This is a genomic window from uncultured Halovibrio sp. (assembly GCF_913056445.1).
GTDB classification, from domain to species: domain Bacteria; phylum Pseudomonadota; class Gammaproteobacteria; order Pseudomonadales; family Oleiphilaceae; genus Halospina; species Halospina utahensis_B.
This window is the reverse complement of record NZ_CAJXMA010000005.1, coordinates 40,851-61,952: the sequence shown is the minus strand read 5'-3', so window position 1 is coordinate 61,952 and position 21,102 is coordinate 40,851. Positions and strand designations below refer to the sequence as shown.

Genomic DNA, 21,102 nt, shown 5'->3' with positions numbered 1-21,102 from the left:
GGCGCTGCGTTCCTGTTCAGTGCTTTTCGAGCCAGGCTTCGGGATTTTCCGGCTGGCCGTTATGGCGTATCTCAAAGTAAAGACCGGATTGGGAACGCCCGCCACTGTTACCGGTTCGGGCGATGGTCTCGCCGGCCTGTACCCATTCGCCGGCCGAATGGCTCAGGGTATCGTTGTTTCCGTACAGGCTCATGAAGCCGTCGCCATGATCTATGATGATCATGAGCCCGAACCCGCGCAACCAGTTGGCAAAGACAACGCGCCCGTAGTGGACGGCTGTCACGGGCGTGCCCTTGTCCGCGCGGATGCGGATGCCATTGGCCTGCATGCCACTGTCACCGACGGCATCACCGAAGTGGTTGCTGACGGTTCCATCCAGTGGCCATGGCAGTCTAGCACGCAGTTCGGAAAATGGCCGGATGTCCTCGGGGGCTTCGATGCCAGAGATGGACGCTGCCATTTCCTCAATGAGCGCCTCAAGACGCTCCCGGTCCTCCCGCAGCGAAGCCAGCCGGCTTTCGCGCTCACTGATGCGCTGGCGCAGTTCCGCCAGGCGCTGCTCGCGCTCGTTGCGGCGCTGTTGCAGTTCATCGCGCTGCTCGCGGGCCTGTTCGCGCTTGACGGCCAGCTGCTCGCGTGTTGCCTGCATCTCCTGCCGGTTGCGTTCAAGGGCTTCCATGGTATCCGCCAGTTCCGCCAACTGCTGACGGGTATGATTGCCCAGGCGCTGGTGCCATTCCAGCAGGCGGGCCGCCTGCCCGGGATCCTTCTGGGAGAGGAACAGCCGCAGGGCGGGCTGCTCCCCCTGGCGCCAGGCGGAGCGCACAACTTCTCTCAGTGTTTCCCGACCGCGCTCCGCCTCGGCTTCCAGCTTCCGGTTGCGCTGCTCCAGTCCGGCGAGCTCATCATCCAACCCGGTGATGTCTGAATTGATCCGGTTGAGGCGTTGCTGGCTGCGTGCCACGGCCTCCTCGGCCTCCCGCAGGCGGGTCAGGGTGGCATCCTCGTTGGCGCGGGCATCCTCGAGCCAGTGGGAAACGGACTCAATGGCCTGCTTTACGTCATCCAGGCGCTCGCGGGCAGCCTGCTCATCCTCCTGTGCCGGAGCCGCGAGCGCCGTCCCGAGCAGCATCGCCAGAACGACGCGGCGCATGTCAGGCCCCGGGCTGGATCAGCGTCTGGCCGGTCATTTCCGCAGGCTGCTGCTGATCCATAAGGCTCAGCAGCGACGGGGCGATGTCGCAGAGCGCGCCCCCGTCGCGCAGGCTGAGCTTGCGGTCACCCACATACACCAGCGGCACCGGTACGGTGGTATGAGCGGTGTGCGGCTGGCCGGTTACGGGGTCGCGCATCTGTTCGCAGTTGCCGTGGTCGGCGGTGACCAGGGCCTGGCCACCATTGGCCTTCAGGGCTTCCAGGACCCGCCCGACGCTTTCGTCCACCGCCTCGACGGCTTTGCTGGCCGCTTCAATGCTACCCGTGTGCCCGACCATGTCGCCGTTGGCGTAGTTGCAGATCACCAGGTCGTATTGGCCGCTGTTGATGGCTTCAACCAGGCGATCCGTGACTTCCGGAGCGCTCATCTCCGGCTGCATGTCGTACGTGGCCACTTTGGGGGAAGGAACCAGGATGCGGTCCTCGCCCGGGAAGGGCTCCTCGCGGCCGCCGTTGAAGAAAAAGGTGACGTGGGCGTATTTCTCCGTCTCCGCGATGCGCAGCTGCTTCAGTCCCTGATTGCTGGCGTATTCGCCCAGCATGTTGGGCAGGGATTCAGGCGGGTAGGCGCAGCTGGTGTCGAGATTGGCTTCGTATTCCGTCAGCATTACGAAATCGGAAAGGCGCGGTTCACTGCGGCGGCTGAATCCGGTGAAATCCTGGTCCACGAAGGCGTGCGCCAGCTGGCGGGCGCGGTCGGCGCGGAAATTCATGAACAGCACGGCGTCGCCGTCATCGATGGTGACCGGGTTTTCGCCTTCCGCCGCAATCACGCTGGCCGACACGAACTCGTCGTCCTCGCCCCGTGCGTAGGCGGCTTCCAGTGCTTCCACGCCAGAGTCCGCGCGGTAATTGGCCTCGCCCAGGGTCAGCAGGTTGTAGGCCTTTTCGATGCGGTCCCAGTTGTTGTCCCGGTCCATGGCGAAGTAGCGGCCGACGACCGAGGCCACTTGGCCGACGCCCGCTTCGCGCAGCAGGCGGTCCGCCTTCTCCAGGGATTCGCGGGCGCTGCGCGGCGGTGTATCACGCCCGTCCAGAAAGGCATGGATATAGACGTAACGCGCGCCCTGTTCCATGGCCATGCGGCAGGCGGCGAACAGGTGCTCTTCGTGGCTGTGTACGCCGCCGGGCGACAGCAGGCCGATCACGTGAACGGCGCCGTCCGCCGCGATGGCGCTGCGGATGGCGCCGCCGAGCACCGGGTTTTCCGCCAGTGTGCCGTTCTCGATGTCACGGCTGATTCGGGTCAGGCTCTGGTAGACCACGCGGCCGGCGCCAAGGTTCATATGGCCGACCTCGGAGTTGCCCATCTGGCCTTCGGGAAGTCCCACGGCCAGGCCGCTGGTGTTGAGCAGCGTACGTGGGCATTCCGCCCAGAGCCGGTCCCAGACCGGGGTTTGGGCAAGGCTGACGGCGTTGTCGTCGGTGGGCTCACGCTGGCCCCAGCCGTCCATGATGATGAGCGCGGTTGTCTGAGGTCTGTCACTCATGGGTTCGGGTTCCGGGTTGCCTCGAAAGGGCCTGATTCTAACCTGATTCCGGGTGCCCCGGCCATTGGCGCACCTGTCGTCGCTGCCGGGCCCTGTGTATAATCGCGGCTGAACGAACAGGGCCATGTGGCCCGGACACAGGTGTGGCGCAGAATGATCCAACAGCTATTTGAGTTTGTCATCAATCACTGGATGCTGGTCAGTGCCTTCTTTGTGCTGCTGCTGGCGCTTTTCTGGGTGGAAAGCAGCCGTGCCGGGCGCAAGGTGGGGCCACAGGAAGCGGTTCTCATGCTCAACCGGGATGAGGCCGTGGTGGTGGATGTGCGGGAAAAGAAAGAATTTTCCGAGGGCCATATCCGTGGCGCCGAGCACATTCCCATGGCGAAGCTTAAGGAAAGTGGGAACCAGCTCCGGAAACACCAGGACAAACTGATTATCCTCGTGGATAAGGCGGGCCAGCATTCGGGTATGGCCGTGAAGGAGGTCCCCAACCCTGAGGAGCTCCAGCTGGCACGGCTGACCGGTGGCATGATGGAGTGGCGCAACGCCAATCTGCCGGTCACCAACAAGTAAGAATGCGCCGGTGACGCGGCGGGCCGGGGTTGCCGGCCCGTGCAGTAACAATAGACAGGAATAACGCAATGGCCGAGAACAATGACACACAGGCTGGCGCCGCGGGCGGCCAGCAGGGCGACGAGAACCAGCCGCAGTTCGCGCTCCAGCGCGTCTACATCAAGGACAGCTCCTTCGAGGCGCCCAACACGCCGACCATTTTCCAGGAGCAGTGGAAGCCCGAGGTCACCATGGACCTCAACACCAGCCATACTGACCTGGGAGAAGGCCAGTACGAGGTGGTGCTTCAGCTGACGCTGACAGCGAAGATCGGTGATAAGACCGCCTACATTGTGGAAGTACAGCAGGCAGGCATCTTCGTGGTGCGCAATTTTGATGACAGCCGCCAGGGCCAGATGCTGGGCGCCTACTGCCCCAACGTGCTCTTTCCCTATGCCCGCGAATCCGTGGATACGCTGGTGACCAAGGGCAGCTTCCCGCCCCTGATGCTGGCGCCGGTCAACTTCGACGCCATCTATCAGCAGGCGCTGGAGCGCCGCCGCCAGGAACAGGCCGGCGAGGCGGAGCAGCAGAACCACTGATCACCGCTCAGCGGCAGAGCCCGTCCTCCAGCCCACGGCGGCAGTAGTGGCGGGCTTCCACCCTTTCGACCTCCCAGCATCCGGCGGTTTCCGTCAGCCGGAGGCGGTGGTCGACCCCCGCCACGGCATCATCCCGGAATCCCCAGCGCTGCAGAAGACCGGTCACGCTGCCATCCGCCTCCTGGCGGGTGCGCATATCAATCGTCAGCCGCTCACCGCGATCCGGCCCGATCAGGTCACGGGAGTGCGCCCAGCTTTCCACGGCAGCCTGGGCATCCTTGCAGGCGTTAAGGGGTTCCTGCGGCGTAAGCTCAGGGATGTGGCGCCAGTTCGAGAGGCCTGGCTCATAACCATGTTCGCCAGCCTGTTCGCGATAGTTGGCCCACTCCGGCTGTTCATAGAACTCACTGCCGCCGCCCGGGAAAGCTGCTTCATCGGAGCAGCCACTGAGGGCAATGAGGGCGAATGCGAGTGCGGGAAGCCGGGGCATGGAAGGGGTTCTATTACCATTGGGTGATGTCATGAATCGCATCATGCCCGAATGTGACTCAGTCCGCAAAACGCTCATCCGCGCTTTTCAGGCGGATCCGCCCATACCAGGCGCGGGTGGTGCCTCCGTGGTTATCACAATCGGTCATGATGGCCAGGGCGGTCAGATGCTCCGGTACCTCTCCGTGGTGGCGCCGGAAGTCGGCCCGCAGGTCCCGGGTGACGGTCTGCCATTGGGCACCGTCTTCCGGCGGGCCTGAAGCCACCGCCACCATCCGTGCCCGGGACTGGAAGGGGTTCTGCCAGCTGCTGCCGGCCGGTTCCCTGCTGGCCCAGACGTAATTGAGAGCCCGTGTCTTCCAGCGCAGCCAGGTGGGCTCGTGCACGGCGTAGATGCGGGCGGGGAAGTCGTCGCCTTCGCGGGTCCGCTCGTCGATAGCGTTGTAGACGGAGTCCACCCGCCAGCGCCACTCAATGATGGGCGTCTCGCTGAGGTCAATGGGTTCCTCCAGGTACAGCCCCGATGCGGAGTCGCCGCTGCAGGTAGCGCGTACGGCCCTGCGGCCATCAAAGGTGACCAGTTCGTAGTCCGTTTCGCCGGTGAAGCTGTGGTGTTCCCACCCGGCGATGGCTTCGGGCGGGAAGACGCGTTCGGCCAGGCCGGGGCTGCTCAGGGCGCACATGCCCATGAAGACCAGTGCCCGACCCAGCGCTGGGTTGTCAGAACAACGGAGCATGCCGTACCAGTGGTCCTCTGTTGCCTATGGGGTTGAGTGAGCCTGCTTTGTCCGGGTCCACCCAGTGCACCTGGTTGGTCAGGTCCCGGTCGGCGCCGACCCTCAGTTCGGTCTCGCCGGCAAGGCTTTCGTCGGAACCGGCGTCGACTGACGTCAGGAGTCGTTGCCGCCCGAAGCCGGGCCCCATAAAGACTCCCTTGGCGCCGGAATTCCAGTTGTTGAGAGCGCCCAGGTCAATGCTCGGAAGGACCGGGTTCCCCTGCTCCATGGCGACCGGCGAGCCGGGCTCGGCAAGGGCGCGGAGACTTTCCATGCCGCTGCTGCCACCCCGGTAAAACAGTTTGCTGATGGAGGCTGATGCCAGGGCCTGGGGCTGAACCTCTTCTGAAACCGCCTCTGTCGGGTCAATGGAAGAACCGATCCACTGGGCGTCCGCGATGATGAATGCATTCAGGTCGCCGCTGATCGAGGGGTTATAGCCGATGGCGAAAGAATCCGTGAGTTGACCATTGGGCTCCGCGCCCCTTGCGGCAGTGAAGTAGAACCAGCCCTCGGCGGTGCCCCTGACCCGTGTTTCCACGTACGGGGCCCGCACCAGTGTCCTTGCGCCGGTCCCTGACACGCCCACAACCCGGATTTCCCGCTGGGGGCTGTCGTTGCGCTGGCTCAGGAGGCCCCATATCACATGGGTATCCGAGCGGCTCACAAAGTAGGGGCGGCCGGGACCATCCACTGAATCAATGATCCGGTAACCGTCGGCATCCGCTCTGACCAGGGCGTTACCGATTCCGAAAAAGACCGCATCGGCGGCCGGTGCAACCCAGTCCGCGAGCGGAATCCGGGGCAGTGTTGCGAGTTCGGGGCCGCCGCTGTTTTCTAGGTTGCTGATGCTGTTGGCGGCGCGGTCGTAGTACGCCAGCTGGTAGTCCCGGTCGGCATCGCTGGTGTCAGACCCCGTGTACGCGACGATGGCCGCCCCGGTTCCGATGCGTCCTATCAGGTGGAGTTCAGTAAAGGGAGTGACTGCCTTGTCCGTATTGATACTGTCACCGGGGGACGAGAGGTCCGAGACGTCATATCTTGCAGGGGTGTCGTCACTTTCCAGGGTGAGCCACTGTGGCTCATGATCAGAGCTTTTGTTGAGCCCGGCAACCACGGTTACCCCGGAAGGGAATGATTGCGGGGGTGTGCTGGCGGTGTCATCGAGCTGCACCTGCTTCCAATCCGTCACGCTGAAGCGGTCAGGGCAGTCGCCGCCGTTTCTCTGCGTGTGGTAGGCAACACTGGTGTTATCAATGGCTTCCAGGTCATAGGCCCATCCGCCAAGGCAGGTCCCCGCAGCGTTCGCCTGGCTGGAGATTTGCTGTATGTTTGCGGAGCCGGTGGGAGCCCGTGTAAAACCGTTTTCGTTCCGGTAGAAAATGGCGCGGGGTGCCATTCGCGCGCCACTGTCCACAAGCGCCGGCACCGTCTGCAACGGGAGTTCCGCAAGCAGGCTGGTGTCGATCTCGTCGGAGCCGTTGTTGTCCTTTGGGATAGCAAACAACCCCCGCTCCTGAGTGCTCTCGCCCTGGATCCAGAACCGTGACTCGGAGTAATACCCTGGCGTTGCTGGGGGCTGGTCATCCTCTTCCTGGATCGGCGTCTCCGGAATCGGGCTGCTATCAGGCAGGGTGACCTGATCGCCGATGCCGGCACCACCACTGCTGCCCCCGGAGCAGCCCGTGAGGATGAAGGACAGAAGACAGAGCGAAAGTACTCCCGGTACCAGGCGTCGTGATGGCATCGTCTGCCCTCCTGAATTGTGCGACTCCGTTCACATTGAGTATACGCCTGAAATTTCAGATATGACCACCGAGCCAGGCCCAGGCAATGCCGAGGTACTCGTGGATCGCGCGTTCGCTCATCTCCAGGGCACCTGCCGAGGGTAACCAGAAAGCGGGATCGGACTTGAGGGCGGTGCCTGCCGCGCGCCGCGCGGTGGGTGCGGGGATGGGGTTCAGGCCCACCTTACGGTTGAGCATCATGGCCCGGGGCATGTGCGAGGCTGAAGTGACCAGCAGGAACGGGGCCTCTCCGACCGCCTCGCGCATGAATTCAGCCTCCTGGCGGGTGTTCAGAGGGTTGGGGTGGATGCGCAGGCGGTCCGGGTCCGCGCCCATCGCGATGGCTGCCCGACTCATGACCGTAGCGCTGGGAGCGTCCCCGAAGACACTGCCACCGGACAGGATCAGGGTGCTTTCCGGCAGGGCATTCTGCAGGCGCAGCCCTTCCGCCAGACGGAGGCTGGCGACACCACTGAGGCGGGTCGTGGGGGGGGCATCCGCATCCTCCGAGGCGCTGGAGCCCAGCACCAGAATCCAGCGGACATTGCTGAAAGCCTGCGGCTGGGTGATGGGCTCGTAGCGGGATTCCAGCGGCAGGATCAGCCAGCGGGCCAGGGGTTCGACGGAGAACACCAGGAACAGTATGCCGGCCATGCAGGCCGCGGTGACGGCCAGCCGGGTCCGTTTGAGGAGTCGCAGGCCCCACGCCACCAGCAGGATGAGACCGACCAGGGGCAGGGGGCTGAGCAGGGCGGCGATGATTTTGGTCAGCAGCATGCAGGAAGGGTACCCGATACGGTCGTGGGCGGGAAATATTTGACAGTGGGTGCGGGCAGATCAGAATTGGGGGCATGTCGCAACGCCCGGAACGCCTGACCAGCCTCGATGTACTGCGTGGATTCGCCATACTGGGCATCCTCGTGATCAACGTCCGGGCCTTTGCTGAAGTATCGACCGCCCAGCTCAACCCCGGGGTCATGGGCAGCTTTGAGGGGGCGGAGTTCTGGGTCTGGTTCGTTTCCCACCTGCTGTTCGAGTACAGCTTCATGCCGCTGCTGGCCGCGCTGTTTGGCGCGGGGGTGGTGATCCAGGGGGAGCGGCTCGCCGCTGAAGGGTTTCAGGTGGACCGAATTCTGCGGCGGCGCATGGGGGCGCTGGCACTCATTGGGCTGGGTCACCTGGTCCTCATCTGGTACGGCGACATTCTGCTGCTTTACGCCGTGGTGGGGCTGGTTGCGGCGCGTTTCCGGAACCTGCCGCCGGCACGGCTTCTGGGCTGGGCGTTGGTGTTCTATCTGGTGCCTTTCGGCTTTGCCCTGCTGATGACCGGCATCCTCAACTGGATGCCTGCCGAAGAGTATGAGGCCTTCAGGCAGCAGTTCTGGAGTGCGGATTCCGCACTGGTCGAGCAGGAGATCGAGGCCTACCGGGGCGGCTGGCCAGCCCAGTTCGAGCATCGGCTCATGGTACTGTTCGAGAGCTGGCCGAGCATGCTGCTGACCGAATCGGGCTGGCGTGTGCTGGCGCTCATGCTGGTGGGGATGGCGCTTTACCGGGGTGGTTTCTTTTCCGGTCACTGGCCGGAGTCGCCCTACCGGCGGCTGGGGCTGCTTGGGTTCGGCATCGGCATTCCACTGTGCCAGTGGGGGGTACTCTACAACATGACCCATGAGTGGGGCATGGCGGAATCGCTCTATGCCGGCCGTCAGTTCAATATCTGGGGCGGTCCCCTGGTGGCGCTGGGTTGGGCCTCCGCAGTGATGCTGGCGCTCCAGCGGGGCCTGTTCAGGGGGCTTCTGGAACGCCTGAGGGCACTCGGCAGGCTGGCGCTCAGTGCCTATCTGCTCTGCTCGGTCCTGGGCACAGCGTTTTTCTACACGGGCGGACGCTTTGAGGCCACGCCGCGTCTGGTCCAGTTGCAGTTCATCCTTGCGGTCTGGCTGATGCTGCTGGTGATCGCGCCATTGTGGCTGCGGCGCTGGCGTGCCGGGCCCGCTGAATGGCTGTGGCGGCGTTTTGCCTACCGCGAGGATCGGGGGTAACCAGCGTTACCCGTGGAAGCTCCAGATCTGTGGAATCAGGGTGATGACAGTGGTGGCTACCAGCAGACTCAGCGGAATGCCCATGCGCATGTAGTCCGTAAAGCGGTAGCGGCCCGGCCCGTAGACCATTAGGTTGGTCTGGTAACCCAGCGGCGTGATGAAGCTGGCGCTGGCGGCGAACATCACCGCGATGGCGAAGGGCAGGAAGTTGACCCCGAGCTGCTCGGAGATCGCCAGGGCGATGGGGAACATGAGCACAGCGGCGGCATTGTTGGTGATGACCTCGGTGAACAGGGCGGTCAGCAGGTAGATGATGGCCAGGGCCATCCAGGGGGACATCTCACTGTTGCCCAGAAGGCTGCCCGCCACCCACTGGGCCGCACCGGTCTGGTCCATGGCGTTGCCCAGGGCGAAGGATGAGGCGATGATCACCAGTACCGGCAGGTCCAGGCTGCGCCGCGCTCGCGAGGCACTGGTGCAGCCGAACAGGATCATGGCGCCGCCGGCCAGGAAAGCGGCCTCCATGATGCTGAGCAGGCCACTGGCACTGAGGGCCACCATGCCCGCAAGGATCCCCAGGGCGGCGGGGGCACGGCTGAAGTCTGGTGGCGTGGAGTCATTGAGAGCGCTCACCAGCAGGAAGTCGCGCCGGAAGCGGTATTGCTCCACGAATTCATGGCTGGCTTCGAGCAGCAGGGTGTCGCCCATGCGCAGGCGGATGTCGCCCAGCTTCCCGGAGACCCGCTTGCCCTCGCGCGAGACCGAGAGGATGGCGGCATTGAAGCGCGAGCGGAAACGGCTTTCGCGCACAGTCTGGCCCAGCCCGGCAAATTCCTGGCCGAGGACGACTTCCACCAGGCAGCGCTGATGGTTCGCCAGCTCCAGTTTCTGGACATTGGCGTTGGCCGGTATCAGCCCCTGTATGCGGCGCAGTTCGCTGGCGCACTCCGGGGCTCCCACGAAATAGAGCCGGTCCCCGCCCTGCAGATCCCGGTCCGGCTCCACCGGTGAGATCAGGTGGCCGTCGCGTTCGATCTCTGTGAGATAGCCGTAGTTCAGCGCGCGCAGGCCAGCCTCGGCAACGGTTCTCCCCGTCAGTGGGCCCTTTCTGTCCACTTCGACTTCCACGCCGTATTCGCGCACGGCGTCCAGGTCCTCGGTGACGCCGCCTCGGTCCGGCAGCATGTGGTTAGCGAAGAGGACCAGGAAGGTACCGCCGATCAGCAGCAGGGGCAGCCCTACCCAGGCGAGTTCAAACAGGCCCAGCTGGATGTCGAGGCGGGACTGGAGAAGGCCGTCCACCACCAGGTTGGTGCTGGTGCCGATCAGCGTGCAGGTGCCGCCCAGAATGGCGGCGTAACTCAACGGCAGCAGCAGCCGGGAGGCGGGAATGCCCAGCCGTTGGGCCCAGTCCTGAACGGCCGGGATGAACATGGCCACTACGGCGGTGTTGTTCATGAAGGCGCTCATCAGGCCGGTTGGCGCCACCAGCCGCGCCTGGGCCCGCCATGTGCCCTTCGGGTGGCCGAGCAGGTGGCGGGCCAGCCACTGGATGGCGCCCGTTTCCTTGAGCCCGGCGGCGACCACGTAGAGGGTGGCAATGGTGATCACGCCCGGGTTGGAGAAACCGGCCAGCGCTTCTGCCGGGGACAGGATGCCCAGGATCAGCATGACGGCCATCGCCGTCATCAGCACCAGGTCCGCGGAGAGCCGGGTGAAGATCAGGGTCCCCAGAACCGTGACCAGCGTGGCCAGGGTGAACGCCGCTTCCCAGTCCATGGCCGTCAGGCGTCACCCCCGGGCTTGAGCAGATCGCGCTCCTTCAGGTAGCAGAGCAGATTCTCCACGCAGGCGTCGACGCTCAGGTTGGAGGTGTCCAATGTGATCTCCGGATGCGCCGGCGCCTCATAGGGGGAGTCGATCCCGGTAAAGTCATGGATCTCGCCACCGCGCGCCTTGCGGTACAGGCCCTTGGGGTCGCGTTCCTCGCAGGTGGCCAGCGGGGTATCCATGAAGACCTCGATGAACTCACCCGCCGGGAACATGTTGCGCACCAGCCGCCGGTCGCTGGCGAAGGGCGAGATGAACGCGCTGAGCACGATAAGCCCGGCATCCGCGAACAGTTTGCTGACCTCACCGATGCGGCGGATGTTCTCCACCCGGTCCTCATTGGAGAAACCCAGATCCCGGTTCAGGCCATGGCGGACGTTGTCACCGTCCAGCAGGAAGGTGTGGTAGCCCTCATGGTAGAGCGCTACGTCCAGCGCGTTGGCGATGGTAGACTTGCCGGAACCGGAAAGGCCGGTGAACCACAGCAGGCAGGGGTGCTGGTGCTTGATGCTGGCGCGCTCGGTGCGCGAGATCTTGTGGTCGTGCCAGACAATGTGGTCGCTCACGTTGGATCCTTCCTCAAAAGCTGCCGGAAATCGAAAAGTGTTTATTGTCATCCAGCCTCCATGACCGGTGCAATGCCGCATCAGGGTCGAATCGGCCCGCTATCTGGTAGACTGGCTTCCAAAACAGGCAAACAGGAGCATACAACCATGCGTGATGTTGTCATCGCCGCTGCCCGGCGCACCGCCGTGGGCACTTTCGGGGGCAGCCTGGCCGGCCAGAGCGCGGCCCAGCTTGGCGCCACCGTCATCCGCCAGCTGCTGAACGAAACCGGCATCAGCTCGGATCAGGTCGACGAGGTGATCCTCGGGCAGGTGCTGACCGCCGGTGTTGGTCAGAACCCCGCACGCCAGGCGGCCATCGGGGGTGGCCTGACGGAGGCGGTGCCGGCCATGACCATCAACAAGGTCTGCGGTTCCGGCCTCAAGTCCCTGCACCTGGCCACCCAGGCGATCCGCTGCGGTGACGCGGACCTGATCATTGCCGGCGGCCAGGAGAGCATGAGCCAGGCCCCGCACGTGCTGCCCAACAGCCGTAACGGCCAGAAGATGGGGCACTGGCAGCTGATCGACTCCATGATCCAGGACGGCCTCTGGGATGCCTTCAACGATTACCACATGGGCGTCACCGCCGAGAACATCGCCCGTGAGTACAGCATCACCCGCCAGGAACAGGACGAATTCGCCGCCGCCTCCCAGCAGAAGGCGGAGGCTGCCATCAACGCCGGGCGCTTCAGTGATGAGATCGTCCCCGTGAGCATTCCCCAGCGCAAGGGCGATCCCAAGGTGGTGGACACCGACGAGAACCCGCGCCCGGGCGTGACCGCCGAGGGGCTGTCCGGACTCAAGCCGGCCTTCCAGAAGGACGGCGGCGTTACCCCGGGCAATGCCTCGGCGTTGAACGATGGGGCTGCCGCTGTGGTGGTCTGTTCCGCTGAAAAGGCTCAGGAACTGGGTCTGGAGTCACTGGCCACCATCCGTGGTTACGCCAACGCCGGCGTGGCGCCGGAGGTCATGGGGACCGGGCCCATTCCGGCGACCCGCCGCGCGCTGGACAGCGCGGGCTGGGGCATCGACCAGCTGGAACTGGTGGAGGCCAATGAGGCGTTCGCCGCCCAGGCCATTGCCGTGAACCGCGACCTCGGCTGGGATACGGAACGGGTGAACGTGAACGGCGGTGCCATTGCCCTGGGTCACCCGATCGGGGCCTCCGGCTGCCGGATCCTGGTGACCCTGCTGCACGAGATGCGCCGGCGTGAGGCCCAGCGTGGCCTGGCGACACTGTGCATCGGTGGCGGCATGGGCGTGGCACTGGCCGTTGAGCGCTGAATGCTCAATATTGCGCTCTATGAGCCGGAGATACCGCCCAATACGGGCAACATCATGCGGCTGGCGGCCAGTACCGGCTGCCGTCTCCACCTGATCCAGCCGCTGGGCTTCCAGCTGGATGATCGGCGCATGAAGCGGGCTGGGCTGGATTACCGGGAGTACGCCAGTGTGTCCGTGCACGAGGACTACAGGGCTTTCCTTGAGGCAGAGCCCATCCGGTCGGGCCGGCTTTTCGGGATCTCCACGAAAGGCACCAATGGTCACCATCAGGCAGCCTACCAGCCTGGGGATACCCTGATGTTCGGTCCAGAGACGCGCGGTCTGCCGGAGGACGTTCTGGCCGGGCTGCCTAAGGGGCAGGTGCTGCGCCTGCCGATGGTGCCGGAACGGCGCAGTCTGAACCTCTCCAACGCGGCGGCCGTAGTGGTCTATGAAGCCTGGCGTCAGCTCGGCTTTGAGGGGGGTGTCTGATGGATGTCTACGAGGTGGGCGGCGCGGTGCGCGACTGGCTTCTGGGCCAGGCGGTGAAGGACCGGGACTGGGTGGTGGTCGGCGCCACGCCCGAGCAGATGCTGGCGGCTGGTTACAAGCAGGTGGGGGCGGACTTTCCCGTCTTCCTCCATCCCGAGACCCGGGAGGAATACGCGCTGGCCCGCACCGAGCGCAAAAGCGGCCACGGCTACCATGGCTTCGAGGTGCACAGTGCCCCGGATGTCACGCTTGAGGAAGACCTGAAGCGCCGGGATCTGACGGTCAACGCCATGGCCCGTGATGCGGAGGGGCATCTGGTGGATCCCTTCGGGGGTAAACAGGATCTTGCTGACCGGGTGCTGCGCCATGTCTCTCCGGCCTTTGCCGAGGACCCGCTGCGCATCCTGCGTACTGCCCGGTTCGCCGCGCGTCTCGCCCCCATGGGGTTCGAGGTGGCGGAGGAGACCATGACCCTGATGCGCTCCATGGTGGTCGAAGGTGAGGTCGACCACCTGGTCCCGGAACGGGTCTGGCAGGAAACACGGCGGGCTCTTCACGAAGCGCGCCCCCAGGTCTTCTTTGAGGTCCTGGAAGCCTGCGGCGCCCTGGCTGTGGTGATGCCGGAGATTGCGTCGCCGCTCGAGGTGCGCGAAGGGGGCCTGTCAGCTCTGGCCCGGGCGGTGGCTATCAGTGATGCCACCGAAGTACGTTTCGGCGCCCTTAGCTCGAAGCTCGAGGCGGATACCGCCGATGCCTTCAGTGAACGGCTGCGGGTTCCCAACAGCTGCCGGGATATTGCCGTGAGTTCGGCGGCACTGCCGCGCTGGGCGAGACCATTGAGCGCGGACTGGGTGGAGGAGCTTCTGGAAAAGGCGGACGCCTGGCGGCGCCCGGAGCGCTTCGAGCAGCTGCTGATGGTGATGGAGGCCTGTGGGCTGGATGCTCAGGCGGCGGCACGGGTGCGTGAAGCCCGTGCCCGGGCGGCGGCCGTGGATCCCCGGGCTCTGATGAAGGAGGGCTACCAGGGGAAGGCGCTGGGTGACGCTATTGCGGCCCGCCGGCAACAGGCGATTGAACAGGTGGTCGAGGGAGAAGCGGACGATGCATGAGCACGGTGGCGTGGCTCTGGTGACCGGGGCGGCAAGACGGCTGGGCGCGGGCACCGCAAGGGCCCTGCATGCGAGGGGATACCGGGTGGTGGTGCATTACCGCAGCCGGAACCGTGATGCGGAAACGCTGGTGGCCGAGCTGAATGCTGCGCGTGCCGGCTCGGCCGTGGCATTGCAGGCGGATCTGCGGGACCCGGAGGCGGTCCAGACGCTGGCCCGTGAGGCACGGGAATACTGGTCCCGGCTGGATGTGCTGGTGAATAATGCGTCCGAGTTTTTCCCCACGCCGGTGGGAGAGCTGAGCGTGGAGCAGTGGGGCCGCCTGGTCGACACCAACCTGCGCGCCCCTGTGCTGCTGGTTGAGGCGCTCGCTGGGGAGCTGAAGCTGCAGCGTGGCTGCATCATCAACCTGATTGACGTCCATGCCGAACGCCCGCTGGCGGATCATCCGGTTTACTGCGCCACCAAAGCCGCCCTGGCGTCGCTGACGCGCTCCTGGGCCAGGGATATGGCGCCGCGGGTGCGGGCCAACGGGGTGGCACCGGGGGCAATCTTGTGGCCGGAAGGCGAGGGCGGTGGTGCCATGCCGGAGGAAGAGCAGCAGGCGATCCTGCAGCAGGTGCCGCTGCACCGCACCGGTGAGGCGGATGATATTGCCGGTGCCGTGGCCTGGCTGGTCTGCGATGCGCCCTATGTGACCGGGCAGGTGCTGAATGTGGATGGCGGGCGCAGCGTGACCGGCTAGATAACAGCGGTGTCTAGCCGGGGCGGACCTGATCCAGGTTCATGGACACCCGGTGCTGTTTCTGCAGGAAATCGATCAGCACCATCGCCCGGGTTTCTCCGTCGTATTCCTGGAAGACGGCGTTCAGGCCGCGGAAGGGCCCTTCCAGAATCTCGAGCTTGTCCCCTTTGTGGATGCCCCCGGCCTCGGCTGCGGATTCCAGACCCTCCCGGATCCCCTGGATGACCTCATCGGCAATGGGTGCCGGCCGGTTACCGAAGCTCACAACCCGCACCACGCCTCGGGTGGAGCGGAGCTTGTGCCAGACCGGATCGGTCAGCTCCAGGTTGATGAACAGGTACCCCCGGAACAGGGGCTCCCGCCGCATCCGGCGCTTACCCTGCTGGATGGTTTCCACGTCAATCTCGGGGAAGAAACACTCGATCCCCTGGTTCTCCAGGTTCGCCAGCGCGCGAGCCGCCTGGGCCGGTTTATGCTGTAGGGCGTACCATGCCATGCGCAGAAATCCTTTCCTTTACCACTGTGGGGCCATTCTAGTGCGCAATACCCGGCGAGGTTAAGCAGGACGTTGATAAAAGTCCTTTTACAGGTGCTGGGATGGGCTTATGGTGGTTCGTATCCACCGCAAGGGTGCGGTATACGGATAAAAGGAGGTGACCATCATGAGTGTTCTTCTGTTGCTGCTTGCCGGGCTGGTTCTGCTCTATCTCGGGGCGAACTGGTGGCTCGGTACCGCTGGGCTTGTTATTGCTACGGGCATCGGGTTCTGGCTGGACAGCTGGCACTGGCTGAGCGTGTTCATCGGAACTGTGCTGCTTCTGGGCACACTGGTGGTCATCATCCCATCACCACTGCGGCGCAGCCTCATCAGCAGCCCGCTTCTGGGCATGATCCGGGGTATGCTGCCCACGCTATCCGATACAGAACAGCAGGCTCTCAATGCCGGCAGCGTGGACTGGGACGGCCAGCTGTTCTCCGGCCGGCCGGACTGGAACCACCTTCTGGATCTGCCTCACCCCAAGCTCACCGAAGAAGAACGGGCCTTCATCGACGGCCCGGTGGATGAGCTCTGCGCCATGCTGGACGACTGGTCCATCACCAATGAGCGTTACGACCTGCCGGAGGAGGCCTGGAAGTTCATCCGGGAAAAGGGCTTCTTCGGCCTGGTGATCGACAAGGAGCACGGTGGGCTCGGGTTCTCGAATACCGCGCACTCCGAGGTGGTCATGAAGATCGCCTCCCGGGGCGTCTCGGCCGCGGTTACCGTCATGGTCCCCAACTCCCTGGGCCCGGGTGAGCTGATCACCTATTACGGCACGGACGAGCAGAAGCAGTACTACCTGCCGCGCCTGGCAAAGGGCGACGAGGTGCCCTGCTTTGCCCTGACATCACCAGTGGCCGGTTCGGATGCCGGTGCCATTCCGGACCGGGGCGTGATCTGCCGGGGCTACTGGAACGGCCAGGAAGTACTCGGCATGAAGGTCACCTGGAACAAGCGCTACATCACCCTGGCGCCGGTGGCCACGCTGATCGGCCTGGCGATCAAGGTCTATGATCCGGACCACCTGCTGGGCGAGGAACACGATCTGGGCGTGACCACGGTGATGGTGCCGGCGGACACGGAGGGCGTGAACCACGGAGCCCGCCATCTGCCCATGAATACCGTCTTCATGAACGGGCCGACCTGGGGCGAGGATGTGTTCATCCCGCTGGATCAGGTCATCGGCGGGCGCGGGATGATCGGCCAGGGCTGGCGCATGCTGCTGGAATGCCTGTCCATCGGGCGCTCGATTTCGCTGCCGGCCCTGGGCACCAGCGGCGGCAAGATGGCCTGCCTGACCACCGGCTCCTATGCCTCCGTGCGCGAGCAGTTCGGGCGCTCCATCAGCGACTTCGAAGGGGTTCAGGAGGCGCTTGAGCCCATGGCCGGTTATACCTGGATGATGGACAGCGCCAGGGTTTTCACCTCCGGCATGCTGGATCGCGGCGTGAAGCCCTCCGTGCCGTCCGCGCTGCTCAAGTACCGCAACACGGACCTGATGCGCAAGGTCGTGACCAACGCCATGGATGTCGTGGCCGGGCGTGGCGTCATCAAGGGGCCGCGTAACTTCCTGGCCCGGATCTATCAGGCGATTCCCATTGCCATAACCGTAGAGGGTGCCAACATCCTGACCCGCAGCCTGATGGTCTTCGGCCAGGGCGCCATCCGTTGCCACCCCTATATCGTCCAGGAGATCGAGGCCGCCGGCATGGAGGATGCCGGCAAGGCGGTCCAGACGTTCGACGGCGTCTTCTTCGCCCACATCGCCCATACCAGCCGGAACGTGCTGCGTTCCCTGGTTCTGGGACTGACCGGTGGCCTGGTGCAGCCGACGCCCGGCCAAGGGGGATTGCGGCGTTACTATCAACAGCTGTCGCGGTTCGCATCCGCTTTCTCGGTGCTGACCGACGTGGGCCTGTTGACCCTCGGTGGCAGCCTCAAGGGGCGCCAGCGGTTTACCGGGCGTATGACGGACGCTCTGGTCGGGCTCTATTACGCTTCCGCCTCCATCAAGCAGTGGCATGAGGAAGGCTATAACGAGGAGATGCGTGATGTGGTTGAGTGGAGCCTGCAGCGCTCGCTCTACGATATCCAGACAGCACTCTATGCAGCCGTGACCAACTTCCCGGTCAAACCCCTGCGCTGGCCGCTGAAGGTGCTGGTGTTCCCGCTGGGTGTGCGCCTGCGCCAGCCGGACGATGAGCTGGGCCAGCGTGTGGCGCTGAGCATCGTGAAGGAAGGGGGCGCCAAGGAGCGGATTCCGCGTGGCGTCTATCACACCGAGAACCCGGAAGACCCGGTCGGTCGCATCCTGCATGCCCTGCGCCTGGCCCGTGAAACCGAGCCGGCCCGCAAGCGCATCAACGATGCCATCCGCAAGTCGGACCCGGACGAACTCCAGGACATTGAAATGCTGCTCGGTCACCAGCGAGAGGAACTGCTTGACTGGGCCCAGGAGCGGGATCTGCTGGACGACTCCGAGCGCCAGAAGGTCTCCGAGGCCATGGCCGCGATGTACGACACGATCCGTGTGGATGCGTTCTCCAAGGAGAGCATTGAGGCACTGGCACAGGACTCCATTGGGCGCCTGGAGCTGGTGGAGCGGCCTAAAGCGGAGGATGAACCGACCAACTGATGGTGTCCGGGGCGCCTGCGGGGAGCGTTCCCGCAGGGGCAGCCCCGCGGTGGTCCTGCAATGCGACCATCGTCTAATACTCTCCTGCGTGCGGGATCGTTAGTTTTCCGGCAACAGCTGTATCGCTCACCCGGAAACACCCGAGGAACGCACCATGACATCGATCTTTGATCAATCCCTGCCACAGACCGGAGCCAATCACAGCCCGCTTTCACCCGTCGATTTCATTGCACGCAGTGCGGATGTGTACCCTGACTGCACTGCGGTTATCCACGGCAACATCCAGCGTGACTGGCAGGAGACCTACAGCCGCTGCCGACGCCTGGCCTCTGCTCTTCAGGGGCGTGGTATTGGTCGTGGTGACACGGTGGCCGCGATGCTGCCGAATATTCCGGAGATGCTGGAAGCCCACTTCGGGGTGCCCATGATTGGGGCGGTTCTGAATACGCTCAACATCCGCCTCGATGCTGATGCGATTGCCTATATGCTGGAGCATGGTGAGGCGAAGGTGCTCCTGGTGGACAGGGAGTTCACGCCAGTGATCCGGGAGGCGGTTGCTAAGCTTGAAAAACCGCCCCTTCTGGTGGACGTGAATGACCCGGAACTCGGCGGAGGCGATCCGGTTACCGAGCTGAACTATGAGGTGTTGCTTGCCGAGGGCGATCCGGACTTTGAATGGTCACTGCCGGAGGATGAGTGGGATGCGATATCCCTGAACTACACCTCCGGGACCACGGGTAACCCCAAGGGGGTGGTCTACCATCACCGTGGTGCTTTCCAGAATGCGTTGGGTAACCAGGCTGTATGGTCCATGGGCGAGCGCCCGGTCTATCTGTGGACACTGCCGATGTTCCACTGCAACGGCTGGTGTTTTCCATGGACGGTGACCGCATTGGGCGGTACCCATGTGTGCCTGCGCCGTGTGGAGGCTGAAACGATACTGCAGTTGATCAGCGACCACGGGGTAACCCACATGTGCGGGGCGCCGATCATTCTGAACACGCTCCTCAACCTCCCGGAAGAAGCGCGCGAGAGTCTGAGTCACCGGGTTCAGGCCATGACCGCCGGCGCCGCCCCCCCGGCCAGTGTTATTGGTGCTGTCGAGGCAATGGGCATCGACATCACGCATGTTTATGGCCTCACGGAAGTGTACGGCCCGGTCACAGTCTGTGCCTGGAACCCGGAGTGGGATGATCTGCCCCTGGAAAAGCGCGCCGCACTGAAAGCCCGGCAGGGGGTTCGTTACCCAACGCTTCAGGGGTTGATGGTTGCTGACACCGAGACCATGGAGCCGGTCGCCCGGGACGGTGAGACGGTGGGGGAGATCTGCCTGCGCGGTAACACCGTGATGAAGGGCTATCTGAAAAACCCGAGTGCAACGGAAGAGGCCTTCCGCGGGGGGTGGTATCACACCGGCGACCTTGCCGTATGGCACGAGGACGGCTATATCGAGATCAAGGACCGCCTCAAGGACATCATCATATCGGGAGGCGAGAACATCTCCACCATCGAAGTCGAGGGTGTCATCTACAGCCACCCGGATGTCCTGGAAGCAGCGGTTGTGGCCCGCCCGGACGAGAAGTGGGGCGAAACACCCTGCGCCTTTGTCACTCTCAAGCCGGAGGCCGGTGAGGTGAGCGAGGAGGCCATCATCAGCTACTGCCGCGAGCATCTGGCCCGGTTCAAGGCCCCGAAGAAAGTGATCTTTGAGGAACTGCCCAAGACCTCCACCGGAAAGGTGCAGAAGTTTGTGCTGCGCCAGCAGGCGAAAGAGGCCTGAAGCGGGTATTCGCGAGGATTCCTCTTCAGTCCTGGATAACGTCGGGGTGTGGTTTTTCCATGGCGATGTAGAGCCCGGAGCCGATAATGATCGCAGCGCCGACAAAGGTCAGCGCGTCGGGCCATTCCTGGAAAAGCCACCACCCGAAGAACACTGCCCCCAGTATCTCCAGGTACTGGACCGGCGCCAGGATACTGGCGCTGGCATGGGTGAATGCCAGGGCAATAAGCACATGGGCAAACGCGGCCAGCGCACCCAGCAGAATAAGCAGGCCCCATTCATGGGCTGTTGGCCACTGCACCCCGGTCAGGGCCGGGGTCAGCGTCTGCCCGATATCCATCAGCATGAGCATTAGCACCGACGCAGTGAGGCTGATCATCAGCTGCAGCCGGACCGACTTCTGAAGACCGTTGGCGGCCTCTGCCCAGTGGCTGGGATCGGCACTCTCCCGCAGTGCGCGCGTTGATGTCAGGTAGGCCGCGTAGGCGGTGGCCGCGAGCAGTGGCAGAACCGTGGCCCAGCCGTAGGCCTCGATGTTGGGACGGATTACGACCAGTGCGCCGAGCAACCCGACAGTGACCGCAATCCAGCGCCGAGGAGAAACCCTCTCTTTCAGGAACCACTTTGAGAACAGGACCAGAATCAGTGGCTCGACAAAGAAAATGGCGATATTGTTCGCCAGCGGCAGATAGCTTAGCCCCCAGAACAGGAACAGAACAGCGGAAGCAACCAGGCCGCCAAGCCACCAGTCCCTGAGCTTGAGTCCCTGAAGCCGGACATTCCTGTGGCGCCACCACAGCCACAGAGGCAGGAGCAGCAGGCACTGGATCATGAAACGCGTCGTGGTGACCTGACCGATTGAGAGCGTCTGCCCAAGGACTTTGGCGATGGCATCAGAGGCGGGAATGGTCAGGACCGCGACGGTCATCCAGAACAGACCGCGCCATTGGGAAGTATCTGTCGGGTTCATGGATGCGTTCCTACAATTCGCAAGCTCCCTGCTTCATGGAACTAAAAGCGGCGATAGAGGTTCAGATTGGGTCTGAATAAATGGTGGGCCTGGCTGGACTCGAACCAGCGACCAAAGAATTATGAGTTCTCTGCTCTGACCAACTGAGCTACAGGCCCGGAAAGGGGAGGTGAGGG

Annotated in this window: 19 protein-coding genes and 1 tRNA gene; 9 read left to right on the top strand and 11 right to left on the bottom strand. The window is 64.0% G+C overall.

Features of this window, described 5'->3' with window-relative positions:
• Positions 1–16: 16 nt before the first annotated feature.
• Positions 17–1,153 carry a peptidoglycan DD-metalloendopeptidase family protein gene (locus QZ501_RS02580; RefSeq protein ID WP_295716909.1) on the bottom strand — a complete coding sequence of 379 codons (1,137 nt, stop codon included), beginning with the start codon at positions 1,151–1,153 and terminating at the stop codon, positions 17–19.
• 1 nt (position 1,154) lies between these two features.
• On the bottom strand, positions 1,155–2,705 hold the full coding sequence (gpmI, locus tag QZ501_RS02575; RefSeq protein WP_295716907.1) for a 2,3-bisphosphoglycerate-independent phosphoglycerate mutase: 1,551 nt from the start codon (positions 2,703–2,705) through the stop codon (positions 1,155–1,157).
• 153 nt (positions 2,706–2,858) lie between these two features.
• On the opposite strand from gpmI, the gene QZ501_RS02570 reads away from it, so the two are divergent.
• Complete coding sequence (locus QZ501_RS02570) at positions 2,859–3,278, top strand: rhodanese-like domain-containing protein (protein WP_202405769.1); 420 nt, start codon at positions 2,859–2,861, stop codon at positions 3,276–3,278.
• 68 nt (positions 3,279–3,346) lie between these two features.
• Complete coding sequence (gene secB / locus QZ501_RS02565; protein ID WP_151441481.1) at positions 3,347–3,859, top strand: protein-export chaperone SecB; 513 nt, start codon at positions 3,347–3,349, stop codon at positions 3,857–3,859.
• Positions 3,860–3,866: 7 nt separating this feature from the next.
• Here secB and QZ501_RS02560 read toward each other — a convergent pair whose 3' ends face one another.
• Genes QZ501_RS02560 through QZ501_RS02545 form a run of 4 tightly spaced genes read right to left on the bottom strand, consistent with a single transcriptional unit; the run spans position 3,867 to position 7,688 of the window.
• The gene (locus QZ501_RS02560) at positions 3,867–4,382 is read right to left on the bottom strand and encodes a hypothetical protein (RefSeq protein ID WP_151441480.1); all 516 of its coding nucleotides are present in this window, start codon (positions 4,380–4,382) and stop codon (positions 3,867–3,869) included.
• 25 nt (positions 4,383–4,407) lie between these two features.
• Complete coding sequence (locus QZ501_RS02555) at positions 4,408–5,085, bottom strand: DUF3047 domain-containing protein (RefSeq protein WP_295716903.1); 678 nt, start codon at positions 5,083–5,085, stop codon at positions 4,408–4,410.
• Positions 5,069–6,871 carry a hypothetical protein gene (locus tag QZ501_RS02550; protein WP_295716901.1) on the bottom strand — a complete coding sequence of 601 codons (1,803 nt, stop codon included), beginning with the start codon at positions 6,869–6,871 and terminating at the stop codon, positions 5,069–5,071. The genes QZ501_RS02555 and QZ501_RS02550 overlap by 17 nt, the downstream gene beginning before the upstream one ends.
• Positions 6,872–6,926: 55 nt before the next feature.
• Complete coding sequence (locus QZ501_RS02545) at positions 6,927–7,688, bottom strand: ElyC/SanA/YdcF family protein (protein ID WP_151441477.1); 762 nt, start codon at positions 7,686–7,688, stop codon at positions 6,927–6,929.
• Between the two features lie 74 nt (positions 7,689–7,762).
• On the opposite strand from QZ501_RS02545, the gene QZ501_RS02540 reads away from it, so the two are divergent.
• On the top strand, positions 7,763–8,953 hold the full coding sequence (locus tag QZ501_RS02540) for a DUF418 domain-containing protein (RefSeq protein WP_160899587.1): 1,191 nt from the start codon (positions 7,763–7,765) through the stop codon (positions 8,951–8,953).
• A gap of 6 nt (positions 8,954–8,959) precedes the next feature.
• Here the strand turns inward: QZ501_RS02540 and QZ501_RS02535 are convergent, their stop codons facing one another.
• Together QZ501_RS02535 and cysC are read right to left on the bottom strand one after the other, a co-directional pair.
• Complete coding sequence (locus tag QZ501_RS02535) at positions 8,960–10,732, bottom strand: SLC13 family permease (RefSeq protein WP_295716899.1); 1,773 nt, start codon at positions 10,730–10,732, stop codon at positions 8,960–8,962.
• A 5-nt stretch (positions 10,733–10,737) separates the two neighbouring features.
• The gene (cysC, locus tag QZ501_RS02530; protein ID WP_295716898.1) at positions 10,738–11,400 is read right to left on the bottom strand and encodes an adenylyl-sulfate kinase; all 663 of its coding nucleotides are present in this window, start codon (positions 11,398–11,400) and stop codon (positions 10,738–10,740) included.
• A gap of 96 nt (positions 11,401–11,496) precedes the next feature.
• Between cysC and QZ501_RS02525 the strand changes: the two genes are divergently transcribed.
• Genes QZ501_RS02525 through QZ501_RS02510 form a run of 4 tightly spaced genes read left to right on the top strand, consistent with a single transcriptional unit; the run spans position 11,497 to position 15,000 of the window.
• The gene (locus QZ501_RS02525) at positions 11,497–12,675 is read left to right on the top strand and encodes an acetyl-CoA C-acetyltransferase (protein ID WP_295716897.1); all 1,179 of its coding nucleotides are present in this window, start codon (positions 11,497–11,499) and stop codon (positions 12,673–12,675) included.
• Entirely contained in the window at positions 12,676–13,146 is a 471-nt protein-coding gene (gene trmL, locus QZ501_RS02520; RefSeq protein WP_151441472.1) for a tRNA (uridine(34)/cytosine(34)/5-carboxymethylaminomethyluridine(34)-2'-O)-methyltransferase TrmL, read from the top strand.
• Positions 13,146–14,255, top strand: coding sequence for a polynucleotide adenylyltransferase (locus QZ501_RS02515; RefSeq protein WP_295716894.1), 1,110 nt, complete (start codon positions 13,146–13,148; stop codon positions 14,253–14,255). The genes trmL and QZ501_RS02515 overlap by 1 nt, the downstream gene beginning before the upstream one ends.
• Positions 14,248–15,000 carry a pteridine reductase gene (locus QZ501_RS02510; protein WP_295716892.1) on the top strand — a complete coding sequence of 251 codons (753 nt, stop codon included), beginning with the start codon at positions 14,248–14,250 and terminating at the stop codon, positions 14,998–15,000. Before QZ501_RS02515 ends, QZ501_RS02510 begins: the two co-directional genes overlap by 8 nt.
• A 13-nt stretch (positions 15,001–15,013) precedes the next feature.
• Here the strand turns inward: QZ501_RS02510 and rfaH are convergent, their stop codons facing one another.
• A complete protein-coding gene (rfaH, locus tag QZ501_RS02505; protein WP_151441469.1) occupies positions 15,014–15,496 on the bottom strand; it encodes a transcription/translation regulatory transformer protein RfaH in 483 nt (160 codons plus the stop codon).
• A gap of 166 nt (positions 15,497–15,662) precedes the next feature.
• On the opposite strand from rfaH, the gene QZ501_RS02500 reads away from it, so the two are divergent.
• On the top strand, positions 15,663–18,176 hold the full coding sequence (locus QZ501_RS02500; RefSeq protein WP_151441468.1) for an acyl-CoA dehydrogenase: 2,514 nt from the start codon (positions 15,663–15,665) through the stop codon (positions 18,174–18,176).
• A 154-nt stretch (positions 18,177–18,330) separates the two neighbouring features.
• On the top strand, positions 18,331–19,956 hold the full coding sequence (locus QZ501_RS02495; RefSeq protein ID WP_295716889.1) for an acyl-CoA synthetase: 1,626 nt from the start codon (positions 18,331–18,333) through the stop codon (positions 19,954–19,956).
• Positions 19,957–19,981: 25 nt separating this feature from the next.
• Here the strand turns inward: QZ501_RS02495 and QZ501_RS02490 are convergent, their stop codons facing one another.
• Complete coding sequence (locus QZ501_RS02490) at positions 19,982–20,926, bottom strand: DMT family transporter (RefSeq protein WP_295716886.1); 945 nt, start codon at positions 20,924–20,926, stop codon at positions 19,982–19,984.
• Positions 20,927–21,007: 81 nt separating this feature from the next.
• A tRNA-Ile gene (locus tag QZ501_RS02485) sits at positions 21,008–21,084 on the bottom strand.
• Between the last annotated feature and the right edge of the window lie 18 nt (positions 21,085–21,102).

What these genes read in the sequence shown, in the direction of transcription:
- QZ501_RS02495 (WP_295716889.1), top strand. Translation starts at nt 18,331, where the DNA reads ATGACATCGATCTTTGATCAATCCCTGCCACAGACCGGAGCCAATCAC.
- gpmI (WP_295716907.1), bottom strand. Translation starts at nt 2,705, where the DNA reads ATGAGTGACAGACCTCAGACAACCGCGCTCATCATCATGGACGGCTGG.
- QZ501_RS02490 (WP_295716886.1), bottom strand. Translation starts at nt 20,926, where the DNA reads ATGAACCCGACAGATACTTCCCAATGGCGCGGTCTGTTCTGGATGACC.
- QZ501_RS02570 (WP_202405769.1), top strand. Translation starts at nt 2,859, where the DNA reads ATGATCCAACAGCTATTTGAGTTTGTCATCAATCACTGGATGCTGGTC.
- QZ501_RS02510 (WP_295716892.1), top strand. Translation starts at nt 14,248, where the DNA reads ATGCATGAGCACGGTGGCGTGGCTCTGGTGACCGGGGCGGCAAGACGG.
- QZ501_RS02500 (WP_151441468.1), top strand. Translation starts at nt 15,663, where the DNA reads ATGAGTGTTCTTCTGTTGCTGCTTGCCGGGCTGGTTCTGCTCTATCTC.
- QZ501_RS02545 (WP_151441477.1), bottom strand. Translation starts at nt 7,688, where the DNA reads ATGCTGCTGACCAAAATCATCGCCGCCCTGCTCAGCCCCCTGCCCCTG.
- QZ501_RS02515 (WP_295716894.1), top strand. Translation starts at nt 13,146, where the DNA reads ATGGATGTCTACGAGGTGGGCGGCGCGGTGCGCGACTGGCTTCTGGGC.
- QZ501_RS02535 (WP_295716899.1), bottom strand. Translation starts at nt 10,732, where the DNA reads ATGGACTGGGAAGCGGCGTTCACCCTGGCCACGCTGGTCACGGTTCTG.
- QZ501_RS02540 (WP_160899587.1), top strand. Translation starts at nt 7,763, where the DNA reads ATGTCGCAACGCCCGGAACGCCTGACCAGCCTCGATGTACTGCGTGGA.
- rfaH (WP_151441469.1), bottom strand. Translation starts at nt 15,496, where the DNA reads ATGGCATGGTACGCCCTACAGCATAAACCGGCCCAGGCGGCTCGCGCG.
- QZ501_RS02580 (WP_295716909.1), bottom strand. Translation starts at nt 1,153, where the DNA reads ATGCGCCGCGTCGTTCTGGCGATGCTGCTCGGGACGGCGCTCGCGGCT.
- secB (WP_151441481.1), top strand. Translation starts at nt 3,347, where the DNA reads ATGGCCGAGAACAATGACACACAGGCTGGCGCCGCGGGCGGCCAGCAG.
- QZ501_RS02555 (WP_295716903.1), bottom strand. Translation starts at nt 5,085, where the DNA reads ATGCTCCGTTGTTCTGACAACCCAGCGCTGGGTCGGGCACTGGTCTTC.
- QZ501_RS02560 (WP_151441480.1), bottom strand. Translation starts at nt 4,382, where the DNA reads ATGACATCACCCAATGGTAATAGAACCCCTTCCATGCCCCGGCTTCCC.
- cysC (WP_295716898.1), bottom strand. Translation starts at nt 11,400, where the DNA reads ATGACAATAAACACTTTTCGATTTCCGGCAGCTTTTGAGGAAGGATCC.
- trmL (WP_151441472.1), top strand. Translation starts at nt 12,676, where the DNA reads ATGCTCAATATTGCGCTCTATGAGCCGGAGATACCGCCCAATACGGGC.
- QZ501_RS02550 (WP_295716901.1), bottom strand. Translation starts at nt 6,871, where the DNA reads ATGCCATCACGACGCCTGGTACCGGGAGTACTTTCGCTCTGTCTTCTG.
- QZ501_RS02525 (WP_295716897.1), top strand. Translation starts at nt 11,497, where the DNA reads ATGCGTGATGTTGTCATCGCCGCTGCCCGGCGCACCGCCGTGGGCACT.